This is a genomic window from Acidobacterium sp. S8, assembly GCF_009765985.1.
GTDB lineage: Bacteria > Acidobacteriota > Terriglobia > Terriglobales > Acidobacteriaceae > Alloacidobacterium.
In genome coordinates, this window is record NZ_LMUM01000027.1 from 302,076 (window position 1) to 319,109 (window position 17,034).

The window sequence follows — 17,034 nt, forward strand, 5'->3', positions numbered from 1 at the left end:
TTATGGGGCATGTTTGTGGATGAAAAGTTAACGAATCTGCAAGAGAAAACGGTACTTCACGAGATCGACGGGCGTTTTCGGCGCGTCAGCGGAAACTCCCTGAACAAGCAGTGTATTGACACCTGCTTCCGCATTTTCTGCAGGCACCTGAATCGGCACTGTGTTCATAGCTTGCGACGGCGGGACCGTGATCTGCCAGATCAGCTTGCCGGAAGGAGCATACAGCGAGCAGAGATATCCTGAAAAGCGGGTATCAGTCGGCACATCTACAAAGAGCAGGAATGACTTTTGCGCGCTGGCGATAACGGTGCGAATCTCCGCGCCGCGGCTCCCTCCATCCGCCAGATTCACCGAGGGCAAAATCTGCGGCTGCGATGCAATGGAAGCCTCCTGCCTCAGATGGGGAACCGTGACAACGTTCTGGAATGCAATCACCAGCAGCATGGCCGCCATAGCCGGGACAGCGAAGGCGGGGCGCAGAATCGAAGGAAAATTAAATAATTTGCGCTTTTCCTTAACCGCAGCCACTGGCATGGTGATGACGTTCGGGCGCGCCAGTTCTTTCTTTGCCTGGGCGATAAAGATGGTAGCCATCTTCAAATCGGCAGCGCATTCCTCGCACCCGAAGTAATGCTCCTCAAAGGCGTCGCGAGCCTCCGGGCTCAACTCCCCGAGTAGATATTTCTCTACCGCGTACTGATTTACTGCCTCAGCGTGTTCCATGGATTTCGAGCCTCAACAGAATAGTGCAGGAAAAAGCCAAACGTATCGCCCGAAATTGCCGCCGCCTCCACCTGAAGGCCCGGATGACGCCATGTGTTTGACATAAAAAGACTTGAAGGATAGTTTCGCGCGGTGCAGAAGGACTCTTAGATACTCCCTGTCAACGCCGAATTCCGCGCAGACCTCGTCTTTGTCGCGATCCTCGAGAAAAACTCTCTTCAGGAGCTGGCGGTCACGCTCGCTTAGTTTTTCCAGAATCTGACGCACGGTCTTCTGCGTATCTTTGGTAACCATCTCGTCCAGCACATCTGTATTCTCTGCAACTATGTCGATTTCCGAAGTGTCTTCCATCGCTTCGCTTCTTGAATGCGACCGATAATACTCGAGCAGAACGTGATTGCAGATGGAATTTACCAGCGCTCCGAGTGCGGAGGCATTGCGCACGCCTTCTTTGCCCCTCAGTAATACGAAAACGCGGGCAAAGGTCTCCTGTCGGAGATCCTCGACGGCATCTTTGGAGTGCAGTCGTGAGCGCAACTTCAGATGAATCAGTTCGCTGAAGTATTGAACGAAGTGCTCTTCGGTGCGGGGATCGCCGGTGCGAAGTTTTTCGAGGTAAGCATCATCGAACTGTTGGAACTGCAATCCATCGTCCTCAAAATAAAGTGCTTTTCGACTAAGACAGCAAACACCCAATGGCAAAACTATACATGGCCGAGAGCAAAATCGTTGCGAAATAAGTGCAAAATCGGGACATTTTCGCGTTGTTTTAAGCGCTTTTGGCGACATTAGCGATTGCGGTATGATCACGTCCAGGCATCAGTAGGTAAATCCTTCATTTCACGGAGCCAGCTCCATGCAGACGCCAGAAACCCAGCCATCCTCTGTAATCGGTACGGCCGTACCCCGTGTCGACGGCCGACTGAAGACGACCGGGGCGGCCATGTATTCGTCGGACTATAGCTTTCCGGGAATGGTTTACCTGGTGCCGGTTTGCAGCCCGATAGCCAAGGGCAGGATCACGAAACTGGATGCGTCGGCGGCCGAGAAGATGCCGGGCGTACTGCGCGTGATGTACCACGGCCACGCTCCGGTAATGTACCGGCCGATTCCCGGCAGCGACGACGCCTTTGTGGATGAAACCCGTCCTCCGTTTGAAGACGAGGTGATTTATTACAGCGGGCAATTTGTCGCGGCGGTGGTCGCGGAAACCGTAGAACAGGCAAGAGCCGCTGCCGAAACCGTTCAGGTGGAATATGCCTCTGAGTCACCGAATGTCGCGACCGATCTCAGCGATGGATGGGGCAGTCTGGCTGATACGAGTCATCGGGGCGATGCAGGCAAGGCTTTCGCTGCCGCTCCCGTTCAAATCGACGAAACATACGTCACCCCGGTCGAGACGCATAACCCTATCGAGCTGCACGCCTCTGTTGCCGTGTGGGACGGAAAGAAATTCACGCTTTATGAAACCACTCAGTCACTCCTGAATCACCAGGCGGTGATGGCGCAGTTTCTCGGCGTTCCTAACGAAAATGTGCAGATTGTGATGAAATTCCTGGGCTCCGGTTTTGGAGGCAAGCTCTGGCCGTGGACGCACGCTCCGCTGGCTGCGGCGACTGCCCGCGAGCTGAACCGGCCCGTCAAAGCTGTCGTTACGCGCAAGATGATGTTCAGTAACGTCGGCCATCGCCCCCGCACGCAACAACGCATCCGCCTGGGAGCCACGCACGACGGCAAGCTTGTCTCGCTGCAGCACGACTACGTCAATCACACGTCGATGATCAGTGACTACGATGAGGGCTGCGGCGAAGCCACGCCCTACATCTACAGCACGCCAAACCTGTTGCTGCGTGCCGCCAAAGCTCAACGCAATATCGGTCCGCCGACTGCGATGCGCGGACCCGGAGCGGTGCCCGGGCTTTATGCGCTCGAATCTGCAATGGATGAGCTGGCTATCAAGTTGAAGATGGATCCGGTCGAGCTGCGCCTGCGCAACGAGCCGGAAAAAGATGAGAGTAACGGAAAGCCGTTTTCTTCGCGGCACCTGAAAGAGTGCCTGACCACAGGCGTGGAAAAGTTTGGCTGGGCGAAGCGTAACCCTGCCGTCGGCTCCATGCGCAAGGGCGATCTAGTGCTGGGCTGGGGCATGGCCTGCGCCTCATGGGGAGCTTTTCGGATGGCGGCCCAAGTCTCCGTGGCGCTAAACAACGACGGTACGGCACGCGTCAGCTGTGCTACGCAGGATATCGGGACCGGCACCTATACCATTTTTGCCCAGGTTGTCAGCGACAAGACCGGAATTTCTGTCGATAAGGTTCAGGTGGTGCTCGGCGATACCAGCTTGCCTGCCGGCCCGCTTTCGGGTGGCTCGTGGGTCACGGCTTCGGTGGTTCCGGCCATCGCCGCTGCTTCGAATGCGGCGGTTCATACGATGCTCGGCATCGCTGCCAGTACAGCCGGGTCGTCTTTCCATGGACGGAAACCCGATGACCTGGCATATACTGCCGGACGCATCCACGCCAAAGATCAGCCGGCGATGCAGGGGGTTCCGTTTGAGGATCTTCTGAAGCAGGCCAACATCCGCAGTGCTATCGGCAACGGTAAATCGCTCGCGGCATCTGATGATCCCAATGCGCAGAAATATTCGCAGCATTCCTACGGCGCTCAGTTTGTGGAAGTTACCTGGGATCCTGGCATTGCGCGTTTGCGTGTGAGCCGCGTCGTTTCGGTCATCGACGTGGGACGCGTCATTAACCTGGGACCTGCTCGAAATCAGGTGCAGGGTGCGATTGTGATGGGCGTAGGCATGGGCATCTTTGAAGAGACGCGTTATGACCCGCGAAACGGCAACCCGATCAACAGCAATTTCGCCGACTATGTTGTATCGACCAGCGCCGACGCACCGGAGATCGACGTCACTTTTCTGAATTACCCGGATCTGACGCTGAATGAATATGGAGCACGCGGAGTGGGTGAGATTGGGCTCGCGGGAATTGCTCCAGCCATCACCGCTGCTGTTTATCATGCAACTGGTGTGCGTGTGCGCGAGCTGCCGGTAAAGATCGAAAACCTGATGATGGCATAGCCGTCCAACCCGGTGATCAAGTCTCAATATGTATCGTGAAACAAATTTCAGGTGCCACACGTCTTCCGTGGCACCAACCCTTTTAAAAATTGAGTACATTTCTGGAGGAAAGTGAATTGAACAGGCTTCCACGCAGGCTGGCGACGCTCTCACTTGGAGCACTGTTGCTGGGGACTCAGGCCATTGCCCACGCACAGGATAAGAAACCGGACGATGCCAAACAGCATGACAACGAAAAAGAGCAGCCTATTCCGCCGGAAAAAAGCTCGGTCACGCATCACGAGATCACGCTCGATGGCAAGACGATTCACTACACTGCCACGGCAGGAACGCTGTTGATTCGTGACGAGGAAGAGAAGCCCTACGGAAGCATCTTCTACATCGCTTATACGCAAGACGGAGTGGACGCAAAGAGCCGTCCGGTTACCTTTCTCTATAACGGCGGACCCGGCGCGGCGACCCTGTGGCTGCACATGGGCTCGGTAGGGCCGGTGCGCGTCACGACTTCCAGTCCGGCAGCGACAGGAGCCGGGCCTTATCAGGTAGTGCCAAATCAATACAGCCTGCTGGATAAGACCGACCTCGTCTTCATCGATGCGCCTCTGACCGGCTACTCACGCGCCGTGGGCAAGTCGACCCCGAAAGACTTTGCCGGAGTGGATCAGGATCTGAAGGCTTTCGACAAATTTATTGAACGCTATCTTGTAGTGAATCAGCGCTGGAACTCACCCAAGTTTCTCTTTGGCGAGTCCTATGGAACCACGCGCTCTGCTGGACTTTCAGCAGTGCTGCAGGAAAATGGCGTCTCGCTGAATGGCATCGTTCTGCTCTCGTCGATTCTGAATTATGGTGAGCTAGCCGCGGGCATGGACACGCAGTACATCAATAACCTGCCGAGTTATGCCGCGATTGCCTGGTATCACAACAAGCTGCAGAATAAGCCTGCCGATCTCAAGCCTTTCCTTGAAGAGGTTCGCGGCTTTGCGCGCGGCGATTACTCCGAAGCGCTGGCGGAAGGCGACCAGCTTCCGCCCGCCAAGCTTGATGCCATTGCGGCAAAGGTTAACCAGTACACCGGGCTTAGTGTGCAGTACGTGAAAGACGCGAAGCTGCGTGTCTCTCCCACGCGCTTTCGAAAGGAGCTGCTGCGCGGCGAGGGTGACATTCTTGGCCGCTACGATGCTCGTTTTGAGGGAACCGACGTCGACAACGCAGGCGAATATCCCGGCTACGATCCTTCCGACACTGGCATCTCCGGAGCATTCGTCGCCGCGGAGAATGACTATCTTACGCGCGAGCTGAAATATGAGACCACGGATACTTATCGTCCCAGCGCGAACTCCATTGGCGAATGGGACTGGAAGCATCGCGGAGCGGGTGCCGGGCGCGGCTTTGGCGGCCAGCAGGCGATGCCTTACGTTGCAGGCGATCTGGCGGACACTATCCGCAAAAACCCCAAGCTGAAAGTCATGTCAGCAAACGGCTACTTCGACCTGGCAACGCCCTTCTTCGCCACCGAATACGACCTCTCGCACATGATGCTGACGCCCGACCTGGCAAAGAATGTTGAGTTCACCTACTACCCATCGGGGCACATGGTGTATCTCAATGTAGACGCGCTGAAGGACTTCAAGCACGACCTGGATAATTTCTACTCAGGCGCTGCAAAATAGATGATCGAGGGGCCGGGGAATCGGCCTCTCAGTTCTTTCGCCGGTTCGCAATCTGACTGCCGCAAATGCGATGATATTTCTGTAGGGCTTTATGCCTGAAAGGAATAGAAGTATGGCAGATGTGGTAACAAGCGAGGCGTCCCAGTTCACACAAAAAGTTGAGAACCGCTCCGCCCGTATCGGCATCATCGGAATGGGGTATGTGGGCCTTCCGCTGGCACTTCTCTTCAGCGAAGAGCGCTTCGCCGTGACGGGCTTTGATATCGATGCGAAGAAGGTCTCATCTCTCAACTCCGGCGGCTCCTACATCGTGCGTATTCCGGGAACGGAGATTCAGGCAGCTCAGAAGCACGGCTTCCGCGCCACTTCTGACTACTCTGAGATCGCGAGTGTGGATGCCGTCATCATCTGCGTGCCAACGCCGCTCAATGAGCACCATGAGCCAGACCTGAGTTATATCCGCGATACGGCGAGCGCCATTGCACCGCATTTGCGTGAAGGCCAGATCGTTATTCTTGAAAGCACGACGTATCCCGGCACTACGGAAGAAGTTCTAATCCCCATTCTCGAAGAAGGAAACAGCCGTCAGCTTCGCGTAAGCAGAGACGCCGCTTCCAAGGGATTTTACGTAGCGTTCTCCCCGGAACGAGAAGATCCGGGAAATGACACTGTCGCGCGTCGCGATATACCGAAGGTTGTCGGGGGTGTGGGTTCACGCGCTCTTGAAATGGCTTCTTCGGTCTATGGAAGTATTTTCAATCGCACCGTGCCTGTATCGACACCGGCAGCAGCGGAAATGACCAAGCTGCTCGAAAACATCTATCGCTGCGTGAACATAGCGTTGGTAAATGAGCTGAAACAGCTCTGCCATCGCATGGATATCGATATTTTTGAAGTGATCGATGCGGCGAAGACCAAGCCCTTCGGCTTCCAGGCATTTTATCCCGGTCCGGGATTGGGTGGTCACTGCATCCCAATTGACCCGTTCTATCTTTCGTGGAAGGCGAAGCAGTATGACTTCCGTACGAAGTTCATTGAGCTTGCCGGTGAAGTGAATGTCGCAATGCCATACTACGTCGTCGATAAGACGGTTGAGGCACTGAACGAACAATCAAAGGCGATGAAGGGCGCGAAGATATTGGTTCTTGGCCTTGCTTACAAGAAGGACGTCGATGATCTGCGTGAATCTCCTTCACTTACGATCATCGAGTTGCTGAAGGATCGGGGGGCTGTCGTCGCCTACAACGATCCATATTTTCCTTATGTAGGACGGGGTCGCCATTACGATCTGGAGATGCATGGAGTGTCGCTCGACAATCTGGCGCAATATGATTGCGTGCTGATTGTGACCGATCATTCTGACTACGATTATCAGCGCATCGTGGCCGATTCGAAGCTCGTTGTCGATTCAAGAAATGCGACCAAAGGGATTCGTTCAGAAAAGATAGTGCGCTGCTGAGGCAGCGCACGGTCAATCGTTGTCAGCGGGTGTCTGTGTGAGTAGATGACGCGCCAGCCAGCGTCTTTCCAGACATACACGTCCGATGATCGGGTCGTCATCTGTTTGCCGTCAGGGCCGGGATAGCTGAAACGGCCGTGCGCGACAGCCACATCTCCGTACATGGACACTTCGCTTTTTGCGCCGGACGGCGTGTAGGTCTTTCCCTTGTTCTTCGCAGCTCCATTCAGCTCATCGGTCAGATTGCCAACCTTCCCGTTACGCTTTACTTCGCTATAGCTGGGTAGAAGCAGGCAGCGTTCGAACTCCACATCGCCGGTGCTGTACGCTGCCGACCACGCATCTTCCAGCCGCTGGATAGTGGCTTCGTCATGGTCTTGATTCAACAGCGAAGGGGAGTTGCAACTATCGTCGGCAAAGAGCGACGGATGTGTGGAGAAAGCCAGTCCCGCGCACAGCACGAAAAAGCGAATACGCATGTCGAATCTCCTGATGGCCTAGTTGTTGTCTGCGGGTGTCTGCTGCGTGTAGAGGACGTGCCAATTGCCATCTTTCCACACGTAGGTGTCAGAGAAACGAGTGCTGTGGGATTTGCCATCTGCGCCGGGAGCAGTGAACACTCCGTGCGCGATCGCCACATCATCCTGCAGGATGACGTCTACTTTCGGCATTTCCGGAACCGACAAATTTTTGCCGCGATTCTTTTCGGTGATTTCCAGCTCGCGAGAAAGGTCAAGCCATTTGCCGCTGCGGGATATCTCGGCGTAGTTAGGCAGCAGCAGGCACTTGTCGAAGTCCGTATCGCCCTTGAGAAATGCATTCATAAAGGCCGATTCAAGTTTCTGAACGGTTTCTGCGTCGTGGTGCTGATCGGCTAAGTCCGGATACGAGCAGCCCTCTGCGAATAAGGAGTGAGAGCTGAGAGGAAGAGTAATTCCAACAAGTAAGGTGAGTGATTTTAAAGCCCGCAAGTGCACAGCGTATCTCCCGATAAGATTTATCTGGAAGATACGCTGTCGGTTATCTCAATTGAGCCATGAATCGGCTACTTCTGGCTTATCCGCGCTGAGACGCTGGTGCGATGCGGTTACTCGCGTTGCCCGCTGTGTTCGGGGGTGCCGCTCTGTTCAGGGTAATCTGTGTCGTTGTCAGTGTCATGATCCTTGATAAACGGATCGGCATTGCGGTGCGGGAGCTGTCCGGAGAGGCTGGTGTTTTGATCGCGCTGCTTGGAAGCGTCTGCAGGGGACTCGCTCTCCACCGCACCTTTATGAGTATCGCTATCGTGATGTGTAGGCATAAGTCCTCTTCGATGATGCTGAGCCGTCTTATGTTGCCAGCCGGCCAATGTTCTACTGCGGCTTCGTGCTGTAGGCCGAGGGTTTCGGCGCGATAATACGCACGCCCATACCATTCAGGCGGCTGCGTGCCTGGGCTGCTTCAGGAGTCTGCGGATAGCGCTGGATGAGATTGCGCAGGTCGCGGACACCCGCGTCGCGCTGATTCATCGCCAGCTCCGCTTCTGCCTTGTGGAGCTGCGCAGCCGGGGCTTTCGGATTTCCGGCAAACTGTTCCAGGACAGCGTCGTAATTCTGGATCGCCGTCTTGTAGTCGCCCTGACGATAGGCAATTTCGCCAAGATAGAACTGCGCGTTTCCAGCGAGATTGTCCTGCGGGTAGTATTTCAACACGTCGCTGAACTCGCCTGCGGCCACGTCGTACTTAGCGCTGTTGAGGTCACGCAGTCCGCCCTGGTAGAGCTGATCGACAGGCGGGGCCGGAGGCTGCGCCGGAGGGGCGTTCGCCTCGGGGCCGGAGTTTGGCATCGGCTGGCCGGCTGGAACATTGTTCTGTGGAACGCCACCGCCTGCAGGCTGGCTGCTCACGTTCTGCAATTGAGCCTGGATGCTCTGCAGTGTCTTGTCCAGATTTGAGATGCGCGACTTCAGCTCGTCGACGGAATCGTTCATGCTCTGCATCTGGCCGGACATTTGATCGATCTTGTTGCCGCCTTCGCCCTGAGACTTGATCTGCTCCTGCAGCGTGTTCATCGTCTGCGACATGCGGTTGACGTTGTCGGCAGTCTGCTCGACAAGGTGCTGCAACACGCCCATGCGCTCGTCATTCGATTGCTGCAGACGCTGCAGCATATCCTGCAGATTCTGCACCTGCGTCTGCAACTGAACCATTTCTTTGGAGACGGCATGTGCCCTGGGCACCGGGCAGAGAAGCGCAAGTGTGGCAACGGCGGTAAGGTGAATCAGAGTCTTTCGCATAGAAAAATCCCCAGCTCTTGGCAAAAACATCTTGAGTGCAGTGCAAATGCAAACGGCAGCATCGCTTAGCAATGCTGCCGTTTATTGTAGAAGGATTTAGCGGTCCACGCCGAACTGAGCACGGCGGTTCTGCTGCCAGCACTGTTCTGAGTGGTCAGTGCAGAACTGCTTTTCCTTGCCGTAACTCACGGTGCGGAGACGATCCGGGCTCACGCCGGCGTTCACCAGCGCCTGCTTGGCCGCGTTGGCGCGGTTCTCACCGAGGCTCAGGTTGTACTCCGTTGATCCGCGCTCGTCGCAGTATCCGCCAATCACAACCTTGATGCCGGTGTGCTGGTTCAGGAACGCAGCGTCCTTCGAGATGATGGGCGATGCATCGGGGCGAATCTCGTAGCTGTCGTAATCGTAGAAGACATCCTGAACATTCTGATGGAAGAGCTGATCATCCATGTCGCTCTCGTTCATATTGCTTGGCGGAGCGGCTGTGTTCACGGTCAACCGTGCGGTTGCATCCGTCGATCCGCCATCTCCACGTGCAATCAGATGATAGTTGGTCGACTGAGTCGGTTTCACATTCATCGTGCCGGCGCTGGCAACCTGTCCGACGCCTTCGATTGAAATATCGGTAGCCCCGTTTGTTTTCCAGGTCAGCACGGCGCTGTCGCCGGGATTGATCGCCGTGGGATTCACGTTGATCTCAGCCGTCGGCGCAGGTGCGGAAACGGTGGGTGGCGGCGGCGGTGGCGGCGCGGGCTTTTTCTTGTGGCATCCGGCAATTGTTACCAGAGCTGCCAAGCTGACTACGGAAACAATGTACTTACGATGAAGGTGTTGCACGGTCTCCTCCTTTGGGAGCTGATTGTAAATGCTCTCGAACGAGCGTTAGTTCCACCAAGACAGGGTAGACGAGGAGTCGTTCCCTCACTACCAATTAAAAAACTGCAACTTACTTCCAACTCCAGTTCGGCATGGAATTAGAGCCGCTGTGGGTTAGTGTGTGCTGCTCAGTACCGTCTGACAACATGGTCCAGATCTGCGAGCCTCCGTCTTCACGCTGGAAGACGATATGGCGGGAATCCGGTGACCATGAAGGAAAATCGTTGCGGCCAGCATCGTGCGTGAGCTGGGTCCACCGCTTGCTGGCGATATCCATGATATAGATATCCTGGCCGCCGGGGGCGCCGGGCCCATACTTGCGGTTCCATGCGAAAGCAAGATACTGCCCGTTTGGCGACCACGACGGCGACGTGGCATAGCCGCCATCCGTCATTCGCTGCACATTGGCGCCATCGGAGTCCATGATGTAGATCTGCGGCAATCCGGTGCGGCCGCTTACCCAGGCAATCTGCGCGTTCGTCTTCGGATTCCACACCGGTGAAACATCGGGACCGTGAAACGCTGTCAGCCGGCGTGCACCGCCGCCACTGGCATCCGTCGTATAAATCTCCGAATCACCATCACGCGCGGAAGAGAAGGCAAGCTTTCCGCCGTCGCTCGACCACGCTGGAGAGATCGTCGTGCCGCCGGGAGAATTGAACCCGACAGCGCGGTTCAGCAGCAGCGAATACATGTGGATGGACCAGCCATTTTTGCCGAGGCTGGAAAATGCAACGCGGGAATTGTCCGGAGCGATACGCGGCGAGAGCGAGATGGTTCCGAGGTGTGTAATTGCATGCTCGTTTTGACCGTCATAGTCCATCACCCAGATCTCTTTATTGCCGCCACGGGCGGAAACGAAGTAGATCTTCGTTTCGCAAATGCCGGCGATGCCACCCAGGCGTGCGATGATTTCATCGGCAAAGCGGTGCGCGATCATACGCGCATTGTCCACCGTCGCGTTATCGCTGTACTGCTTGCCGAGAATCTGTGGAGACTGCTGGTTCTTGGCGTCGAAGAGGTAGCCATAAGCTGTTACCTTGCCATCCGCTACACTGATCGCGCCAAACGCAACCATGTCCGCATTTGAGGGAGCACCAGACCACTGTGCGAGCTGGATCTCCTGCGGCGAGCCAGGCATGATCGGCGGAGCCATGCTCTTTGAAACCATGTCAAAGATGCCAGCGTTCGACAAGTCGTTGAACAGCGTCGTATCAAATGCGCTCTTCAGCGATCCTGTCTGAGGATCATTGGATGTCGGCTTGAAATCGGCGGCGGCTAAGCGAATCTTCGTAGCGCCAAGATTGGTACCGGTGCGGACCCAGTCTTGTGCTTCTATCTGATAAGAACCGGCGAAGATAAAAAGTGCCGCCAAAAAGAGGAAACAACGCGAGGTCAACAAATCTAGCTTCTTACTAATATTCATTCTTCCGTCCCGCAGACTGATTTGCGAAAACTGGATTCCGCAGACAAAAACATCAATGTCCCGGCTCCTCACAATAGTACGACACTGAGAGCGAACTTCCGTTGTATCCCGCAGGAAGCGGACCATAGGAATCAACTCTTTGCACTGCTCTTAGACACGAAGTGTCCAGACTCGGTGACCCGCTCGATTGAGCGATGCGTACCTGACTCGGCGAGCCATCACGCGAAACCACAAACGAGAGGTACACCTTCGACCCTGCAGGCGTGCCTGGCGAAACCTCCTGCACAAGCCAATTCTGCGCGGTTTTTCTTCGTATCAATTCCACATACCAGGGAAAGCGAGAACCAAAGTCCCCGCCATTGACTGCGACGGGATTATTCCCGTTTGGGTTGCTCGCCGTCGAGCGCGGAATATTGGTCTGCGCTGCTTCGCCGTAATTCGCACGATTTTGTTGATTCGGAATCGGTTGAGCGTGCTTGGTAGAGCTTTGCGTCACCGGCTTCTTTGGTTCCGGCTTCACAGGCGCTTCTGTTTTCTGCGGAGCCTGCTTCACTTTGGGCTGCGGCTTTTCTTTTTCCGGAATCGGAATCGCATCCGGCGGCGGCGCTTGCACTGCCTTCTCCGGTGCAGGCGGAGCCGGTGCCGGACTTGGCGTCTGTGTGGCTAATACGTTCTCGGTGGGCTTGTTTTCGCTGGGCAACGGAATCGTGGGCGCCGCACTCACCAACGTCGCCTGAATCGCGCCCTGGGAGGATTCATTGTTGCCCCATATGCCGCCATGAAAGCGGCCGATGAAAAAGACATACAGCGCTATGGCTGCTACCACGCCCAGGTGCAGCATGATCGAGCCAACCGCAGGCGCGCCTATGCGATCGGATTCCAGCTCGATTCTTGCGCTCATCCTCATCGAAACGCCCTTACTTCGCTGTGCCGTTATTGAGCGGCTGCGTCACAATGCTGATATTCGTAATCCCCGACTGCTTCACCGCGTCCATCACGGAAGCAAACGCGCCGAAGGGAACGCGCTCATCGGCGCGCAGATAAATAATCCGGTGCGCAGGATCGCTGTTCGGCTGCTGCAGACGAGAAGGCAGGTCGGCGAGGTTGATGGGTTGATCGCCAAGAAAAACACGCTGGTCCTTGTCGATTGTCAGCACCGTGCGCTGCTCGGTGATTTCCTTCACCGTCTTCGTCTTGGGTACAGCCACGTCAATCCCTGACTGCAGGACGGGTGCCGTGAGCATGAAGATCACCAGCAGCACCAGCACCACGTCCACCAGCGGAGTGATGTTGATCTCGGCCAGCGCCGTCTGCGTGTGCCCGCTTCTACTTGTGAAGGCCACGCGCGGCCTGCCTTTCCAGTGGGTCTTCGTTGGCTGCGACGGTAAACTCTTCCATGCTATTCAGCAGTTCGCGGGAAAAATCATCCATGCGCGCGCCAAACTCACGGCAGCGCGCCGTGAACTGGTTGTAAGCCACCACCGCGGGTACAGCGACGATAAGTCCAGCCGCCGTTGTAATCAGCGCCTCCGAAACCCCCGGAGCCACCGCCCGCAGCGTTGCCGCGCCCGCCGTGCCTAATCCATGGAAGGCATTCACAATGCCCATGATAGTTCCGAACAAACCGATGAACGGCGAGATCGCGCCAATGGTTGCCAGCCAAGTCAGTCGCTCTTCGAGCACAGTCAACGATTCGCTCGAAGCTGTCTGCGCCGCGCGCTCCAGCGCCGTAATGTTCTTCGGCGGACCGTATCCGCCGGTCTGGCGTTTGTATGTCTCGTACACCTCGTCAAAGACATTCACGAGCGGACTGGGCTTGAACTGCTCGCTGACCGCGGCAATTTCCTGCAGCCGCGTAGCTTTGCGGAAGGCACGGAGAAAGCGCGCGCTCTGCGTCCGGGCGCGCTTGAATGCGCCCCACTTGCCGAGAATGATTGCCCACGAATAAAGGCTGGCAATCAACAACAGGCCGAGCACGGCAAAAGCCACCGGGCCGCTGTTCTGCAGCATCTCCCAAATCGCGCTACCGCTCGGAGGCGCAGGCGCCCCAGCTGCATCGGGATCTGCCTGAAAGAAAATAAAAGCTAGTGCAAAAAAAAGGTGTGTCATCGCCTGGTATTAACGTTAGCAGACGCAGAACCGGGCGACCAAGTTGTCTGGAGAAGGGAATTGAGCTGGTTACGTTGGATTGACGTATGGTTATTGCGAACTGACTTGCTGTCATTCCAGGTCGTAGAGCGATAGAATTCCGACCGATGTGGTCTTGTTTAACTCTCAGAAAAAAAACAAGATACGCGAGAAAACCGGATGCAAAATTTGAACGTCAGACGTATTATGCTGCGTAGTTATAGGGCGTTGGAAATTTCTCAACGTGAATTCATAAGCGGCAAAGGAGCACTGTATGATCGCAATCAATCAAGGTCAATGCGGACTTTGTGTTCACTTCGGTGAGCCCCATCCAGCAACCCCTACGCTGACGCAGATACACACCAGCAAGCAAGCTCCGGAAACATTCCTCGATGACTGCGGTCATCCGAAGCATGCTCCGCTTCACCTCAAAGTGAGCGCCATGAGCGGATGCGACGGCTTCACACCGACCGCACAGGCATAATTCGATTCCAAACAACAACTCCGGGTGCCCCATCCTGAGCGCAAGCGAAGGGTGGGAGTTTCCCATGATGCAGTAGTCCCATCTCCGCAACGCCAATCCCACTGGTAACGCTTTGCTGACGGGCGCGTTTCGCTGAACGCGCAGTCCTGATATTCTGCGCGCAGCATGCTGCTTGAATTGCGCGCGGAAAACTACGCTGTCATTGATCACGCTATCGCCGTCTTCGGTCCGGGCCTTAATCTGCTTACAGGCGAAACGGGAGCAGGCAAGTCCATCCTCGTGGATGCGCTTGCTCTGTTGATGGGCGATAAAGCTTCCTCTGATATGGTGCGACATGGCGCAGATCGCGCTGTAGTGTCCTGCGTCTTTGAAGGAACGCCCCCCGCTGAATCCGTGCTCGAAGCGAACGGTATCGACAGCGAGGGCCACGAGATTATCCTGCGCCGCGAAATTCTTTCTAACGGCAAGGGGCGCGTCTTTATCAATAATCAGCCTGCGACGGTGGCAGCTTTGCGCCAGCTCGCACCTGAACTGGCCCTGGTTCACGCACAGAGCGAGACGTTGGGGGCCTTCGATCAGCTACAGCAACGCAGCCTCCTTGACCGTTTCGGTAGCATCTCGTCAGAAAATGTGGCTGCCGCGCACGAGCAATGGCGAGCAGTGCAGGAAAAGCTCGACGAGCTTGAACGAGATGAACAGGACCGCCTGCGCATGGTCGATCTTTGGAGCTTTCAACGTAAGGAGATCGACACCGTAAGTCCGTCAGAAGGCGAGGACGAAGCTTTAGAGACGGAGCGCCGTGTCCTGTCGAATGCGGAGAAGCTTTACGCCGCGGCCATGAGCGCGCATGAGTTGCTTTATGAAGGAGCAAGCTCTGCCGAGACTTCTTTGCGTGCTGCCGAAAAACACATCGAAGAATTAGCTCACTACGATCCAAAATTTCAGGAGCCTGCCCAACAGCTGGCTTCCGCCCGTGCCGTGGTGGAAGACGTAAGCGCTACCGTGCGCGACTATGCCGAGAATATCCAGGCATCGCCCGAACGGCTTGCGGAGATCGAAGATCGACTTGCGGCCCTCGGAAGATTGAAGCGCAAATATGGCCAGACGCTCGCTGAAGTCATTGCCTATGGCGCAGAGGTAGCCGCAAAGCTGAATGAAATTGAGAATCGTGACGAGATACTGAAGATGCTGCGAGATGATTTGAAATATGCTGCTGATGCCTATCGCAAAGCGGCGCAGTCACTCAGCGCAGAGCGGACAGCAGCAGGGAAAAGGCTCGAAAAACTCGCTGAGGCCCAGATCAATGATCTCGCCATGAAGGTGCGTTTCGCCGTAGCCGTGAAACCGAACGAAGAACCGTCACACTGGACCTCGCACGGCTGGGATGCCATCGAATACCGAATCGCCACCAATGCAGGCGAGCCGCTCAAGCCGCTGGATGAGATTGCATCGGGAGGCGAAATGTCGCGCGTGCTACTCGCACTCAAAGTCAGTGTGGAAGAGGGTGCAGGCAAGGCGCAGAACAAGAAGAAGACGCAGGTGCCGCGCACGCTCGTCTTCGATGAAATCGACATCGGCATCGGAGGCCGCGCCGCTGAAGCCGTCGGACAGAAGCTAAAGACACTTTCGCGCGCGCAGCAGGTTTTGTGCGTCACGCATCTGCCACAGATTGCAGCCTTCGCCGATCAGCATTTTCTCATCGAGAAGAGAGAGCATAGCGGACGTACCAAGACCTCGGTCCGCCTGCTCGAATCTGCCGACCGCACTGAAGAGATTGCCCGCATGCTTAGTGGCGCAACTGTTACCGATACGTCGCTCAAGCATGCGGAGCAGATGATCAAGTCCAGCCGATAAGCATGGTAAGACGTCGAATCAATTACCCGTGGTTCGCCAGCTTCGGATTATGGAAGAATCCTTCACGAAGATTGATGCCGTGTTCCAGGTAAGCCTTGAGGCAGCAGCTCATGTGCATCCATCCGTAGCAATTTCCGTAGGAAGCATTCAGCCCTTTCTGGTTCTCGCTCCAGTTGCCCTCTGAGATTGTGATCAACGTTTCATTCTTGCTCAGGGCTTCAAAGCGCATTTCTACATGCGTGTTATATCCGCCGTCGCCTGCTTCCCATTCGAGCAGAATCAGCTCATTCGGAACCATCTTCTTCACCGAAACTGGCACGTCGCCCGGATAATCGGCAAAACGCCAGATCACCTTCGTGCCTTCGTCGAGCGGGGCGCTTGCCGACCCGGTTGCAAAATACTGCGTGATCTTCTTCGGGTTGTAGACGGCGTCAAAGACCTGGTCGATCGGCTTCTGAATTTTCACGTGAAGCTGAAACTTTAGTTCCATGGTTCCTCCTTCGCGTTTCCGCGATGCAGGGAAAAATATATGTTGTATTTTTATAACATGTCAATCGGGAAAACTGCCACCCAACAGGAAGCGGTCTTCAAGGCCCTGGCCGACTACCGTCGGCGTGAAATGCTTGATCTGCTGAAGAATCGGCCGCTGACCACGGGAGACATTTGCGGGCACTTCAAGAAACTCGATCGCTGCACGGTGATGCAGCACCTTGGAGTTCTCGAAAGAGCTGAGTTGATCATTGTGCGGCGTGAAGGTCGTATCCGCTGGAACTATCTCAATCCGCTTCCGATCAAAGAAATCTATGATCGCTGGATCAGCGGCTATGCTACGCATGCCATCGATATTCTTACCCATATGAAGCATGATCTGGAAGGGGAAGGTTGATTCATCGAGAGTCTGGATGAAGGTTGTGCCATGTCATCGTATTTTTCGAGCATGGGTTACACCTGCGATTTTGAAGATTACGGCATGTACTGTAACCCTTCTCGGTACCCCGTCCGGCTCCGGACTGCCCTATCCCCCGCCGCCCGTCCCACGGTATACTGGTAA

The 17,034-nt window shown here is 55.6% G+C and carries 18 protein-coding genes; 6 read left to right on the forward strand and 12 right to left on the reverse strand.

Features of this window, described 5'->3' with window-relative positions; translation table 11 throughout:
- Positions 1–27: 27 nt before the first annotated feature.
- Positions 28–723: a zf-HC2 domain-containing protein gene (locus GSQ86_RS11510; RefSeq protein ID WP_158750074.1), complete on the reverse strand. Its 696-nt coding sequence runs from the start codon at positions 721–723 to the stop codon at positions 28–30.
- 12 nt (positions 724–735) lie between these two features.
- The gene (locus GSQ86_RS11515) at positions 736–1,368 is read right to left on the reverse strand and encodes an RNA polymerase sigma factor (RefSeq protein WP_158750075.1); all 633 of its coding nucleotides are present in this window, start codon (positions 1,366–1,368) and stop codon (positions 736–738) included.
- Positions 1,369–1,579: 211 nt separating this feature from the next.
- Here GSQ86_RS11515 and GSQ86_RS11520 point away from each other — a divergent pair, with 211 nt between their 5' ends.
- The 3 genes from GSQ86_RS11520 (at position 1,580) to GSQ86_RS11530 (ending at position 6,940) form a co-directional block, all read left to right on the forward strand.
- Positions 1,580–3,808 carry a xanthine dehydrogenase family protein molybdopterin-binding subunit gene (locus tag GSQ86_RS11520; RefSeq protein WP_158750076.1) on the forward strand — a complete coding sequence of 743 codons (2,229 nt, stop codon included), beginning with the start codon at positions 1,580–1,582 and terminating at the stop codon, positions 3,806–3,808.
- Between the two features lie 116 nt (positions 3,809–3,924).
- Positions 3,925–5,481, forward strand: a complete 1,557-nt coding sequence (locus GSQ86_RS11525; protein ID WP_158750077.1) for a S10 family peptidase — start codon at positions 3,925–3,927, stop codon at positions 5,479–5,481.
- Positions 5,482–5,593: 112 nt separating this feature from the next.
- On the forward strand, positions 5,594–6,940 hold the full coding sequence (locus GSQ86_RS11530) for a nucleotide sugar dehydrogenase (RefSeq protein ID WP_158750078.1): 1,347 nt from the start codon (positions 5,594–5,596) through the stop codon (positions 6,938–6,940).
- On the opposite strand, the gene GSQ86_RS11535 is transcribed toward GSQ86_RS11530, so the two are convergent.
- The 9 genes from GSQ86_RS11535 to GSQ86_RS11575 all read right to left on the reverse strand — a co-directional run bounded on the left by GSQ86_RS11535 (position 6,853) and on the right by GSQ86_RS11575 (position 13,627).
- Entirely contained in the window at positions 6,853–7,419 is a 567-nt protein-coding gene (locus GSQ86_RS11535; RefSeq protein WP_158750079.1) for a nuclear transport factor 2 family protein, read from the reverse strand. The two genes, GSQ86_RS11530 and GSQ86_RS11535, sit on opposite strands and share 88 nt — an antisense overlap.
- Before the next feature lie 18 nt (positions 7,420–7,437).
- A complete protein-coding gene (locus tag GSQ86_RS11540; RefSeq protein WP_256366833.1) occupies positions 7,438–7,917 on the reverse strand; it encodes a nuclear transport factor 2 family protein in 480 nt (159 codons plus the stop codon).
- A gap of 110 nt (positions 7,918–8,027) precedes the next feature.
- A complete protein-coding gene (locus GSQ86_RS11545) occupies positions 8,028–8,240 on the reverse strand; it encodes a hypothetical protein (RefSeq protein ID WP_158750081.1) in 213 nt (70 codons plus the stop codon).
- A 52-nt stretch (positions 8,241–8,292) separates the two neighbouring features.
- Positions 8,293–9,216 (reverse strand): tetratricopeptide repeat protein, encoded by a 924-nt coding sequence (locus GSQ86_RS11550; protein ID WP_158750082.1) that lies wholly within the window; start codon positions 9,214–9,216, stop codon positions 8,293–8,295.
- Between the two features lie 96 nt (positions 9,217–9,312).
- Entirely contained in the window at positions 9,313–10,053 is a 741-nt protein-coding gene (gene pal / locus GSQ86_RS11555) for a peptidoglycan-associated lipoprotein Pal (RefSeq protein WP_158750083.1), read from the reverse strand.
- A 109-nt stretch (positions 10,054–10,162) separates the two neighbouring features.
- A complete protein-coding gene (gene tolB / locus GSQ86_RS11560) occupies positions 10,163–11,494 on the reverse strand; it encodes a Tol-Pal system beta propeller repeat protein TolB (protein WP_254062315.1) in 1,332 nt (443 codons plus the stop codon).
- A gap of 76 nt (positions 11,495–11,570) precedes the next feature.
- Positions 11,571–12,419: an energy transducer TonB gene (locus tag GSQ86_RS11565; protein WP_158750085.1), complete on the reverse strand. Its 849-nt coding sequence runs from the start codon at positions 12,417–12,419 to the stop codon at positions 11,571–11,573.
- Between the two features lie 16 nt (positions 12,420–12,435).
- Positions 12,436–12,861 carry a biopolymer transporter ExbD gene (locus tag GSQ86_RS11570; protein ID WP_158750086.1) on the reverse strand — a complete coding sequence of 142 codons (426 nt, stop codon included), beginning with the start codon at positions 12,859–12,861 and terminating at the stop codon, positions 12,436–12,438.
- The gene (locus GSQ86_RS11575; protein ID WP_158750087.1) at positions 12,845–13,627 is read right to left on the reverse strand and encodes a MotA/TolQ/ExbB proton channel family protein; all 783 of its coding nucleotides are present in this window, start codon (positions 13,625–13,627) and stop codon (positions 12,845–12,847) included. Before GSQ86_RS11575 ends, GSQ86_RS11570 begins: the two co-directional genes overlap by 17 nt.
- Positions 13,628–13,919: 292 nt before the next feature.
- Between GSQ86_RS11575 and GSQ86_RS11580 the strand changes: the two genes are divergently transcribed.
- Positions 13,920–14,129 (forward strand): hypothetical protein, encoded by a 210-nt coding sequence (locus tag GSQ86_RS11580; protein WP_158750088.1) that lies wholly within the window; start codon positions 13,920–13,922, stop codon positions 14,127–14,129.
- 165 nt (positions 14,130–14,294) lie between these two features.
- A complete protein-coding gene (recN, locus tag GSQ86_RS11585; RefSeq protein WP_158750089.1) occupies positions 14,295–15,983 on the forward strand; it encodes a DNA repair protein RecN in 1,689 nt (562 codons plus the stop codon).
- Between the two features lie 22 nt (positions 15,984–16,005).
- On the opposite strand, the gene GSQ86_RS11590 is transcribed toward recN, so the two are convergent.
- The gene (locus tag GSQ86_RS11590; RefSeq protein ID WP_158750090.1) at positions 16,006–16,473 is read right to left on the reverse strand and encodes an SRPBCC family protein; all 468 of its coding nucleotides are present in this window, start codon (positions 16,471–16,473) and stop codon (positions 16,006–16,008) included.
- A 39-nt stretch (positions 16,474–16,512) separates the two neighbouring features.
- On the opposite strand from GSQ86_RS11590, the gene GSQ86_RS11595 reads away from it, so the two are divergent.
- Positions 16,513–16,869: a helix-turn-helix transcriptional regulator gene (locus GSQ86_RS11595; protein WP_158750091.1), complete on the forward strand. Its 357-nt coding sequence runs from the start codon at positions 16,513–16,515 to the stop codon at positions 16,867–16,869.
- Positions 16,870–17,034: the final 165 nt, after the last annotated feature.